Source organism: Bradyrhizobium sp. HKCCYLS2038 (assembly GCF_051167655.1).
Taxonomy (GTDB): Bacteria; Pseudomonadota; Alphaproteobacteria; order Rhizobiales; family Xanthobacteraceae; genus Bradyrhizobium.
Genome location: NZ_JBNPTM010000002.1, coordinates 958,725 through 969,573, shown reverse-complemented (window position 1 = coordinate 969,573; position 10,849 = coordinate 958,725). Strand labels below are relative to the sequence as shown.

Genomic DNA, 10,849 nt, shown 5'->3' with positions numbered 1-10,849 from the left:
GCTACGGCGCTATGTGAGAGCGCGCGTCCGGGCGGCTTTGCTCTACCGAGCTACACCACTACCCGGGACACGACCCAGCTTCCATTCCGCTTCACATCTCAAACAGCAATCGACACAGCAACGCAGTCTCGCGGCACGCGATGCCCGAGGCTTGCGATCAGTTCGTCCCTCGCAAGCAAGTGCAGAGGGCGCAGGGAATGCCGGGTGAAGGCCTCACCCATGGCCCGCCTGCTAACAAGAATGCAGGCGGCAGGTACCACAGGTGCAGCCGACAATCCGGCATTCCCTGCGCGACGGGCTTACGGCTGCTTCGCGATCTCCCCGGTGCGCCGGCTCGTTGGCCACCGTCATCCACGCCGTGCATCAGCAGCGGCGCCGACTTGACCTCAGCGTCGGGAGGTCAGGACCACGCGACTTGACCGTCCGCAAGCGCCCGTTCGTCCGCACGCCCCGAAGAACATGCTGCGAGCACTCGCGGCCATCGCATCCCCGCCTCGCGTGTCGTGACGATCGCGCGCAACGCCCCTTCTGCATGAGGCGGGTGGCGGGAGACAATCATGTTTTCGGTAAAAGCGCAAGGAAATTATTTTTATCGGAATTTAGGCGGCGTCGTCCACGGACGTCGCGGCCTGGACCCCCCGGCGGGAGGGGCAGCGCGTAGGGCGGATTAGCGGAGCGTAATCCGCCATCCTGCTTCGATATTGCGCGCTTGATTTTGTGAGCTCGCCACCTCCGCATGCTATTGTCGTGGATCAGCACGAACACGCGACACCAGCGGCGCCTTCGTGGTGGGTGCGGCGGATTACGCTCCGCTAATCCGCCCTACGGATTATGATTTGCAGCGAGGTCCCCATGCCAAAGAGAATGACGCCGAAGCTGCTCGACGCGTTCGCGGATCAATCATGGTCCTACGAGACCTTCTCGCCTGACGGCCGGTGGCATCTGGTCTGTCCGCATTGTCGCGCGGTCGTTCTGCTGTGCGAGGGCCTCTCATCGGCGGACAGGAGCGAGATCGCGCGCTTGCGTCATGGGAATTCAGTCGAGGCCATCAAGATGCTCACGCGCGTGTCGGGGTGCGACGTTCGCCAGGCGAAGGCAAACGTCCTTCATGTGCGTGACAGCGGGGCGCGGTGTCACAACTGCAAGCACGAGATCCCAAAAGGGGCCTTGCTTTGCAGTCGGTGCATGGCGGTCAATCTGGATTGGTGACCGGGCCGCGGATTGCGTCGTTCTAACCCTCCGATCGGCCGCTACCCACAGCATGATTTTTGCACGAGAGAAAAAGCGCGATGTATTTGACAATCAAGACGCTTGAAAGCGTCGATGGTCGCGAGCGCGTGCTGATCTCGCGCCGACCAGATGGAACTTATACGTATCAAAGGCAGTGGCCGTCGGCGAGCTTGCCCAATGACGATCCAGACAGCCCCATCATCCTTGCAGGCGAGAAACTCGAAGGCGAATGGGGACCGCCAGGTCCCGATTGCGGAATCTATGACACGGCAGAGACGGCCGAGAACGAGGCGCGAGGGCTCGTGCCGTGGTTGGCGGACGTTCGTTAAGGCCGACCACCGCTGGTTTGGAGACCCGGCTCCGCGGATTGCGCTTCGTTCATCCGCATATGGACTAGATCAAATCATCGACCGTAACCCTTAGCGCGTCCGCAATCTTCTTCAGCGTCGCGGCCGTGCCCGGCTTTTGGCCCGCTTCGATTTCGGACAAGAAGCCTTGGGCAATGCCGGTGGCCTTCGCGAGTGCCGCTTGTGTCACGCCACGCTTTTTGCGCCAGAAGGCGAGAGGTGTCTTGGCGGCCAACATCTCCTTCACCTCGGCGTGGGTCAACAACTCCTCTGTGCCGGCCTCGATCTTACGGCGGGAGCGCTCTGCAATCTCGCTGTCTCGCAAATCCTCTGCAGCTTCGGTTAGCCGCTCATATTCGGCAACCGACATCAGCACCATCTCCTCGCCGTTCGGCGACGTAATCTTCTGCACCTTGGTCATGGTGTCGTCTCTCAATCGTAAATGCCGCCGCGTGGCCCGATGTCGTGGATCGTGATGGTGTCCTTGGTCTCCGAGAAGACGATCCGGAAATCTCCGACGCGCAACCGATAGTCGGGACGTCCCCTGAGCTTCTTGACGTTGTTCGCCTGCGTTTCGGGCGCAGCGGCGTATTGCTCGATCTTTGTCAGGATCAACTCGGCGCGATTTGCATGCTCGCGAAGGGCGCGCCTCGCAGCGGCGGTGTAGACGATTGCTTTCAAAAAGAATATCTCTTTTTGAGATATTTATCAACTCTATTTGAGATATAGATCTCGGAAATCGGCGCGAGCTCTTAGGCAGCCGATCATGTCGCCCAGACTCGTTTTCAGCAATGCTCGATTGCGCTGGGGCGAGCGGGTTATGCGTCGCGGTCCGCTCGGCTACCCGCGGGGCAGGCGTAATGCGATATCTCGTATCGAGCAGGGACGGCTGACCGCCAGCGAACGCCACATCTTGGCTGCAAGCGGCAAGAACCACCGTTCCCCGCTTCAAACGCGCCCCCCAATCCTCTACAAGCCCCCCATGCTCGGACGCATCTTCACCGTCGGCGGCTATACGCTGCTGTCGCGACTCACCGGTTTTGCCCGCGATATCATGCTGGCGGCGATTCTTGGCGCCGGGCCGGTGGCGGATGCGTTCTTCATTGCGTTCCGGCTGCCGAATCATTTCCGGGCGATCTTTGCCGAGGGCGCGTTCAACGCCGCCTTCCTGCCGGCCTATGCGCATGTCCGCGGCGAGAAGGGCGAGCAATCGGCGGGCCTGTTCGCCGACCGCGTATTCACGCTGCTGCTGGCATCGCAAATCGTGCTGCTGATCCTGGCCTGGGTGTTCATGCCGCAGGCGATGACCATCCTGGCGCCGGGCTTCACCGACGACCCGGAACAGCGCGAGCTCGCGATCACGCTCACCCGGATCACCTTTCCGTATCTGCTGCTGATCACGCTGGTCACGCTCTATGGCGGCATGCTGAACGTGATGCAGCGCTTCGCCAGCGCCGCGGCCGCGTCGATCTTCCTCAACATCGCCATGATGGCGACCATGGCCGTGGCGGTGTTCTTCCCGACCCCGGGACATGCCGCGGCGTGGGGCGTCCTGATCTCCGGCTTCGTGCAGTATTTCCTGCTCGCCGGCGATCTCGCCCGCCATGGCAGCCTGCCGCGGTTCGCGCCGCTCAAGCTCGACGACGACATCCGCGCCTTCTTCAAGGCGCTGGGACCGGCGACGCTGGGCTCGATGGGCACGCAGGTCGCGATGTTCGCCGACACCATCATCGCGACGTTCCTGCCCGCCGGCGCGATCTCGGCGCTGTATTACGCCGACCGCCTCAACCAGCTGCCGATCGGCGTGATCGGCATCGCCATCGGCACCGTGCTGCTGCCGGAGATGTCGCGGCGGCTGACGGCCAACGACCATGACGGCGCCATGGAGCAGCAGCGCCGCGCCTTCGAGTTCACGCTGCTGTTCTCGATTCCGTTCGTGGCCGCCTTCGTGGCCGTGCCCGACGTCATCACGCGCGCCATGTTCGCGCGTGGCGCCTTCACCAAGGGCGATGCGGCGGCGGCTGGTGCGACGCTCGCGGCCTATGCGGTGGGCCTCATTCCGTTCGTGATGATCCGCAGCGCGGTGTCGACCTTCTACGCCCGCAAGGACACGGCGACGCCGGTCAAGGCCTCGCTGACCGGGCTGACCGTCAACGTCGTGCTGAAGGTGTTGCTGATGGGGTCGCTGGCGCAGGTTGGCCTGGCGCTCGCGACAGCCGTCGGCGCCTGGATCAATCTGCTGCTGGTGCTCGGCTTTGCCGTGCGCAAGGGCTATCTCCGCTTCGATCGGCGGTTGATCTCGTCACTCGCGAAGTTCGCCGGCACCGGCGTGCTGCTGGCGGCGGCACTGTGGCTCACAGTTGTCCTGGTTTCGCCTCATTTAGCCGATCTAGGCCACGTGCAGGACGAGGCCATGCTGGTTGTGCTGATCGCGATCGGCGCCGTGGTCTATGCCGCGGCCATAGTCGTGCTGTTCGGCCCGCGCTGGCTGAAGGCCCTGGTGCGCCGGTGAGGCGCTGACGCTCTGCACGGCACGCGCGCGAGCTGATGCTGCCATGCTGACGCTGGTTACGTCTTGCGCCTGCGCGGCTCAACTAATAAAGTCCGCACGGGGAGACTCCAGCGTGACGCGACGGCGAGGCACTGCAAACTGGGCGAGGAGGGCGGTCGGCATTTTTGCCGCTTATCTGATCGCGTTGCAGATGGTGCTCGCCGGGGCGATGTCGGCGCAGATGGCGGCCGCGTCCGCCAATGATCTCGGCATCATCTGTACCGAGTCGGATGGTGGCGCGTCGCACGGCACTCAAGCGCCGGGGTCGGCCGGTTTGCACAAGGACTTCTGCGCCGTCTGTGCCTTTGCCGGCCATGCTGCGCCGGTGCCGCCACCGGCCGCCGAACTGCTGCTGCGGACGGCCAGCGAACTGCGCCTTGCCAGCTTCGCGATGTGGGCTGCGCGCGATACCCGTCTCCGTGAGCCGCGACTGTCGCAAGGACCTCCCGCGAACGCCTGACGCAAGTTTGTCGTCCGGTTTCGTTCGTTCAGAGGTTTCATCATGTCCCGTTCCGTAACCGCGCTGTGCGCGGCGACGTGCCTTGTCACGTTGTCTTCTCCCTGTTTTTCCCAGGCCCGAGAGCCATCCAATCTGCCGATGGTCACGGTCGACCCGGCCAAGCCCACTGCGTCCCGGCCGGCCAGGCCCAGTCAGGATCAGTCGGCAGGCAGGGCGCGCACCGCCCGATCGAGGCCTGCGGCGCAGACCGCCGCCGCGGCCCCGGCAGGTCCGGCACCCAGCCTGACAGCTCCGAACACCCAGGTCGCCACGCAACGCATCCAGCAGACGCCGGGTGCGGTGGCCGTGGTGCCCGATACCGCGTTCAGGAACGCGCCGGCGCAGACCATCAAGGATGTGCTGGACTACGTGCCCGGCGTGTTCGCCCAGCCGAAATGGGGCGACGACACAAGGCTGTCGATTCGCGGCTCCGGCCTGTCGCGCAACTTTCATCTGCGCGGCACGCAGCTCTATCTGGACGGCGTGCCGATCAACACTGCCGACGGCTATGGCGACTTCCAGGAGATCGATCCGACCGCCTACCGCTATGTCGAGGTCTACAAGGGCGCCAACGCGCTGCGCTTCGGCGCCAACTCGCTTGGCGGCGCCATCAATTTCGTCACGCCGACCGGGCGCGATGCCTCGGCCTTCGAAAGCCGGCTCGACGGCGGCGCGTTCGGCTATCTGCGCGGTCAGGCCTCGACCGGCGGCGTCTACGGTGCCGCCGATTACTTTGTCACCGGCTCGGCCTCGCGCACCGACGGCTTCCGCGACCACAGCTGGGGCGCGGCCGAGCGCGGCAGCGCCAATGTCGGCTATCAGGTCTCGCCGGATTTCGAGACCCGCTTCTACCTCAACGCCAACACGGTGCGTCAGCGCATCCCGGGCGAGGTCAGCAAGACCAGCGCGCTCAATTCGCCGCAGACCGCGGCGGCGAACAATATGCTCAACGACTGGCAGCGCAACATCGACACCGTCCGCGTCGCCAACAAGTCGACGCTGCATCTCGACAACACCGACATCGAGTTCGGCGTGTTCGCCGTCGACCGGCATTTGATGCATCCGATCTTCCAGTGGCTCGACTACCGCTACCACGACTACGGCGGCTTCGTGCGCGCGGTCGACGACCGCGAGATCGGCGGCCATCGCAACCGCTTCACTCTCGGGCTCAACATCCAGAACGGCACGACGGATGCGAACCAGTACGTCAACATCGGGGCCAACAAGGGGACGCCGCTGTCGTCGCTGGTGCAGAAGCCGGAGAACTACACGCTGTATGGCGAGAATGCCTGGTATGTCGCGCCGAGCGTCTCGCTGATCGCGGGCGCGCAGTTCCTGCACGCCGTGCGCAGCCAGGGGGTCAATTTTTCGCTCAATGGCGACGTCGCCGGCCGCGCCACCTACGATCTGTTCAGCCCGAAGGTCGGCGTGCTCTGGGACGTCGATCCGGCCTGGCAAGTGTTCGCCAACGTCTCGCGCAGCGGCGAGGCGCCGAGCTTCGGCGAGGGCAATGGGGCAGCGACGCGCTTCTACGACATCAAGGCGCAGACCGCGACGACCTACGAGATCGGCACCCGCGGAAGGCGGCCCGACGTCACCTGGGACTTTGCGCTCTACCACGCCGACATCAAGAACGAGCTGCAGTGCTTCTTCTCGTCGTTCGGCAATTGCAACGTCACCAATGCCGACAAGACGATGCATCAGGGCGTGGAGGCCGGTCTCGGCGTCAGCCTGCTCAAGGGGCTCGCCGTCAACAGCGATGCGCCCGATCGCGTCTGGCTCAACGTCGCCTATACGTACAGCGACTTTCGCTATGCCAATGATGCGACTTGGGGCAACAACCGCCTGCCGGGTGCGCCGCCGCACGTCCTGCGCGCGGAGCTGCTCTACAAGCATCCGAGCGGTGTCGCGTTCGGGCCGAACATCGAATGGGTGCCGCAGTCCTATTTCGTCGACAGCGCCAACACGCTGTCCACCGACCCCTATCTGCTGTGGGGCCTGAAGGCGACTTATGACGACGGCAAGCACTTCTCGGCCTATCTCGAGGGCCGCAACCTCGCCAACAAGGCGTATATCGCGACCACCAGCATCATCGATCGCGCGACGCCGACGTCGACCCTGTTCAACCCCGGCAACGGCCGCGGCGTCTATGCCGGCCTGCGCTACAAGCTGTGAGGGGCGCGCGATGCTCAAACGCTTCATGATCGTGGCGGCGGTCTTCGCCGCCACGCCGGCCCGCGCGGGCGCCGCCGACGATGCGGTCCGCGACGTGCTGATGCAGGCCTTCGACAAGCCGGAAGCCCGTCTCGTCGTCGATCCCATCGTCATCTCCGGCACGCATGCCATCGCCGATTGGACCCAAGGGGCGCATGGCGGCCGCGCGCTGCTGCGGCAGGGCAGCAAGGAGTGGGTCCTGATCCTGTGCGCCGGCGACGGCATCAAGGATCCGAAGGCGCTGCAGCTTGCGGGCCTGTCGGCGACCGACGCCTCGGAGCTCACGGCGCGGCTCGCCGCGCGTGAGCAGTCGTTGTCGGCCGAGCAACTCGCCCTGTTGTCGTCGTTCGAAGGCATCGTCCGGATGGACGCGCCCGCATCCGGAACCAAGTGAAAGGAAGCCGGTCATGAAATCCGTATCGTTTGGTCTGGCCGTGTTCGCGGCTGCAGTGTTGGGCGCCCAGGCCAGCGCCCACGTCGTGCTCGACAAATCCGAGGCGCGCATCGGCAAGTCCTACAAGGCCGTGCTCGCGGTGCCGCATGGCTGCGACGGCTCGGCGACCGTGCGCCTCACCGTGCAGGTGCCGGAAGGGCTGATCGCGGTCAAGCCGATGCCGAAGCCCGGCTGGACCATCGAGGTCAAGAAGGGCGCCTATGCACGCGCCTACGACTTCATGCACGGCATTAAGCTCGGTGAAGGCATCCAGGAGATCAGCTGGAGCGGCCGGCTGGAGGACGGCTTCTACGACGAGTTCACCTTCACGGGCTTCGTCGCCGATACGTTCAAGAGCGGCGACGTGCTGCCGATCCCCGCGATCCAGGACTGCGAGAAGGGCGTGACGAAATGGGTCGAGACGGCGGCGCCCGGCCAGGATCCGCACGCGCTGAAATATCCCGCGCCGCTGTTGCGCCTGACCGCGGCCGAGCCGCCACGCGGGGTGGCCAGCGGGGTTGCCAAGGGCGACATCGTCGTCTCAGGAGGCTGGAGCCGCGCCACGCCCGGCGGCGCCAAGGTCGGTGCCGGCTATTTTGCCATCACCAATGCGGGGCGCGAGCCGGACCGGCTGGTCGCGGCCAGCGCCGACATCGCCGCGACGATCGAGATCCACGAGATGTCGAACCGCGACGGAGTGATGGTGATGCGGCCGCTGGAGGAGGGACTCGCGATCCCTGCGGGACAGTCGGTCGCGCTGACCTCCGGCGGCCTTCACCTGATGCTCACCGGCCTCAAGGCGCCGCTGGTCGAGGGCAAGTCGGTGGCTGTGACGCTGCAGTTCGAGCGGGCCGGCAAGATGGCGGTGCTGCTCGACGTGCTCAGTGTCGGCGCCCAGGCGCCGGGCGGGCAGCAGGGCGCCGCCGCGAACGCGGAGCATGCGCATCATTGACGGCCAATGCGGTCGGGGACCTCGGCGCCGGGAAGCGCGCTGGGGTCTTGATTGCAATGCAGCATGACGTGATCCCGCGTTGGCCGCGCGTTGACCAGCGGAGAGTTGACCGGTCGTGTTCCCCTGCGGCGGATATGCCGTTTGCGCGTTTCAGTGATCCACTGCAATATGGCAGCAATAGTCGACAATGCAGTGGGAAGTGAAACCAGATGGCAGCTCCAATCAAGTTCGGCATGGGTCAGAGCGTTCTCCGCAAGGAGGATGACGCGCTCATTCGCGGCAAGGGCCGCTACACCGACGATCTCGCGCCATCGTCCGCGCTGCATGCGCTGGTGCTGCGCTCGCCGCATGCCCACGCCAAATTCACGCTCGATGCCACCCAGGCGCGGCTTTCCGCCGGCGTGGCGTTGATCCTGACGGCCGAGGACACGGCCGAACTCGGCGGGCTGCCGTGCCTGTTCAACCTCGAGACGGATCCGTTCACGGCGCCGCCGTACCCGATCCTGGCCAAGGACGAAGTGCGTCACGTCGGCGATGCCATCGCCTTCGTGGTGGCCGATACGCTCGATCATGCCCGTGACGCGCTGGAGGCGATCAAGGTCGAGTGGACGATCCTGCCGGCGGTCACCGGTGTCGTGAATGCGGTCAAGCCCGGCGCGCCGCAGGTGTGGGCCGAGCACAAGGACAACGTCCTGTTCGACGTCTCGATCGGCGACAAGGCCACGGTCGAAGCCGCCTTCGCCAAGGCCCATGCGGTCGCCGAGATCCGCATCGTCAATCCGCGCGTCGTCGCGAGCTTCATGGAGACGCGCGCCGCCGTCTGCGAATACGACACCAAGCGCGACCATCTGACGCTGACCGCGGGCAGCCAGGGCAGCCACCGCCTGCGCGACATCCTGTGCCAGAACGTGCTGAACATGCCGGTCGAGAAGATGCGGGTGATCTGCCCCGATGTCGGCGGCGGCTTCGGCACGAAGCTGTTTCCGTACCGGGAATACGCGCTGCTCGCGGTCGCCGCCAAGCGCCTGCGCAAGTCGGTGCGCTGGGCTGCCGATCGCTCCGAGCACTTCATGGGTGATGCGCAGGGCCGCGACAACGTGACCACGGCGCGGATGGCGCTCACGGAGGACGGCAAGTTCTTAGGCATGGACTGCGACCTGATGGGCGACATGGGCGCCTATCTCTCGACCTTCGCGCCCTACATCCCGCATGGCGGCGCCGGCATGCTGCCGGGCCTCTACGACATCCAGGCCTTCCACTGCCGGGTGCGCACGGTCTTCACCCACACCGTGCCGGTCGATGCCTATCGCGGCGCCGGCCGTCCCGAGGCGGCCTATGTCGTCGAGCGTCTCGTCGATGCCTGTGCGCGCAAGCTCGACATGAGCGTCGACGCCATCCGGCGTAAGAATTTCATCGCGCCGCGTGCGCTGCCGTACAAGACCGCGACCGGCAAGGTCTATGATTCCGGCGACTTCAACGCGCATCTCAAGCGCGCGATGGAGATCGCCGAGTGGAAGGAGTTTCCGAAGCGCGCCAAGGCCGCCAAGAAGCACGGGCTGGTGCGCGGCATCGGGCTCGCGAGCTATGTCGAGGTCTGCGGCACGATGGGCGAGGAGACCGCCAATGTGCGGCTCGATCCGAACGGCGACGTCACCATCCTGATCGGCACGCAGTCGAGCGGGCAGGGCCATCAGACCGCCTATGCGCAGATCGTCGCCGAGCAGTTCGGGCTGCCGCCGGAGCGCGTCCACATCCACCAGGGCGACACCGCCGAAGTCGCGACTGGTCTCGGCACCGGCGGCTCGGCCTCGATCCCGTCGGGCGGCGTCAGCGTGCAGCGCGCCACCCATGAGCTCGGCGACAAGCTGAAGCAGATCGCGGCGGAAGCGCTCGAGGCCGGACTCGGCGATCTCGAGATCGCCGACGGCGTGATCCGTGTTGCCGGTACCGACCGCGCGATCACCTTTGCCGATCTCGCCAAGCGTCCCGGCACAGATCCCGCCAAGCTCAACGGCAGCGCCACCTTTGCCAGCGCCGACGGCACCTATCCGAACGGCACCCACGTCGCCGAGATCGAGCTCGATCCGGCGACCGGCATCATCAAGATCGTCAACTACGTGATCGTCGACGACTTTGGTGTGACGCTCAATCCGCTGCTGCTGGCCGGCCAGGTGCATGGCGGCGCGGTGCAGGGCATCGGCCAGGCGCTCATGGAGCAGGTGGTCTACAGCCACTCCGACGCGCAGCTCGTTACCGGCAGCTACATGGACTACGCGCTGCCGCGCGCCGCGGACGCGCCTTCTTTTACCTTCGAGACCCACAACGTGCCGTGCAAGACCAACCCGATGGGCGTCAAGGGCGCTGGCGAAGCGGGCGCGATCGGCTCATGTCCGGCGGTGGTCAATGCGATCGTCGAAGCGCTGTGGCGTGAGTACAAGATCGATCATATCGACATGCCGGCGACCCCGGAGCGGGTCTGGATCGCGATCCGGGAGCAGCACCGCCGTCATAGTCTCTGAGTATTCTTCCCCGAACACTCTCCGATATCCGCCTCAATTCCGGAATAACCCGACGATTGAGGGGTTGACCGAATAGACCAACTCGTCCAGGTGGGCTGGACGGA

General features: G+C 65.3%; 9 protein-coding genes. 7 read left to right on the top strand and 2 right to left on the bottom strand.

What is annotated here, in order from left to right; genetic code table 11:
* Nucleotides 1-1,289 precede the first annotated feature (1,289 nt).
* On the top strand, nt 1,290-1,559 hold the full coding sequence (locus ACQR1I_RS13635; RefSeq protein WP_434865100.1) for a hypothetical protein: 270 nt from the start codon (nt 1,290-1,292) through the stop codon (nt 1,557-1,559).
* 64 nt (nt 1,560-1,623) lie between these two features.
* Here ACQR1I_RS13635 and ACQR1I_RS13630 read toward each other — a convergent pair whose 3' ends face one another.
* A complete protein-coding gene (locus ACQR1I_RS13630) occupies nt 1,624-1,998 on the bottom strand; it encodes a helix-turn-helix domain-containing protein (protein WP_434865099.1) in 375 nt (124 codons plus the stop codon).
* A gap of 11 nt (nt 1,999-2,009) precedes the next feature.
* Nucleotides 2,010-2,258 carry a type II toxin-antitoxin system RelE family toxin gene (locus ACQR1I_RS13625; RefSeq protein ID WP_434865098.1) on the bottom strand — a complete coding sequence of 83 codons (249 nt, stop codon included), beginning with the start codon at nt 2,256-2,258 and terminating at the stop codon, nt 2,010-2,012.
* Nucleotides 2,259-2,559: 301 nt separating this feature from the next.
* Here ACQR1I_RS13625 and murJ point away from each other — a divergent pair, with 301 nt between their 5' ends.
* The 6 genes from murJ (at nt 2,560) to ACQR1I_RS13595 (ending at nt 10,745) form a co-directional block, all read left to right on the top strand.
* Nucleotides 2,560-4,089 (top strand): murein biosynthesis integral membrane protein MurJ, encoded by a 1,530-nt coding sequence (gene murJ, locus ACQR1I_RS13620; protein ID WP_434865097.1) that lies wholly within the window; start codon nt 2,560-2,562, stop codon nt 4,087-4,089.
* A 43-nt stretch (nt 4,090-4,132) separates the two neighbouring features.
* Nucleotides 4,133-4,588 (top strand): DUF2946 family protein, encoded by a 456-nt coding sequence (locus ACQR1I_RS13615; RefSeq protein WP_434865096.1) that lies wholly within the window; start codon nt 4,133-4,135, stop codon nt 4,586-4,588.
* Nucleotides 4,589-4,630: 42 nt separating this feature from the next.
* Entirely contained in the window at nt 4,631-6,802 is a 2,172-nt protein-coding gene (locus ACQR1I_RS13610) for a TonB-dependent receptor family protein (RefSeq protein ID WP_434865095.1), read from the top strand.
* A 10-nt stretch (nt 6,803-6,812) separates the two neighbouring features.
* On the top strand, nt 6,813-7,235 hold the full coding sequence (locus ACQR1I_RS13605) for a copper uptake system-associated protein (protein ID WP_434865094.1): 423 nt from the start codon (nt 6,813-6,815) through the stop codon (nt 7,233-7,235).
* A 13-nt stretch (nt 7,236-7,248) separates the two neighbouring features.
* Nucleotides 7,249-8,226 carry a DUF1775 domain-containing protein gene (locus ACQR1I_RS13600; RefSeq protein ID WP_434865093.1) on the top strand — a complete coding sequence of 326 codons (978 nt, stop codon included), beginning with the start codon at nt 7,249-7,251 and terminating at the stop codon, nt 8,224-8,226.
* 209 nt (nt 8,227-8,435) lie between these two features.
* Nucleotides 8,436-10,745, top strand: coding sequence for a xanthine dehydrogenase family protein molybdopterin-binding subunit (locus ACQR1I_RS13595; protein WP_434865092.1), 2,310 nt, complete (start codon nt 8,436-8,438; stop codon nt 10,743-10,745).
* Nucleotides 10,746-10,849 lie beyond the last annotated feature (104 nt).

Excerpts from the sequence above, each read along its gene's own strand:
- ACQR1I_RS13635 (WP_434865100.1), top strand. The coding sequence starts at position 1,290 with ATGTATTTGACAATCAAGACGCTTGAAAGCGTCGATGGTCGCGAGCGC.
- ACQR1I_RS13630 (WP_434865099.1), bottom strand. The coding sequence starts at position 1,998 with ATGACCAAGGTGCAGAAGATTACGTCGCCGAACGGCGAGGAGATGGTG.
- murJ (WP_434865097.1), top strand. The coding sequence starts at position 2,560 with ATGCTCGGACGCATCTTCACCGTCGGCGGCTATACGCTGCTGTCGCGA.
- ACQR1I_RS13615 (WP_434865096.1), top strand. The coding sequence starts at position 4,133 with ATGCTGACGCTGGTTACGTCTTGCGCCTGCGCGGCTCAACTAATAAAG.
- ACQR1I_RS13610 (WP_434865095.1), top strand. The coding sequence starts at position 4,631 with ATGTCCCGTTCCGTAACCGCGCTGTGCGCGGCGACGTGCCTTGTCACG.
- ACQR1I_RS13605 (WP_434865094.1), top strand. The coding sequence starts at position 6,813 with ATGCTCAAACGCTTCATGATCGTGGCGGCGGTCTTCGCCGCCACGCCG.
- ACQR1I_RS13600 (WP_434865093.1), top strand. The coding sequence starts at position 7,249 with ATGAAATCCGTATCGTTTGGTCTGGCCGTGTTCGCGGCTGCAGTGTTG.
- ACQR1I_RS13595 (WP_434865092.1), top strand. The coding sequence starts at position 8,436 with ATGGCAGCTCCAATCAAGTTCGGCATGGGTCAGAGCGTTCTCCGCAAG.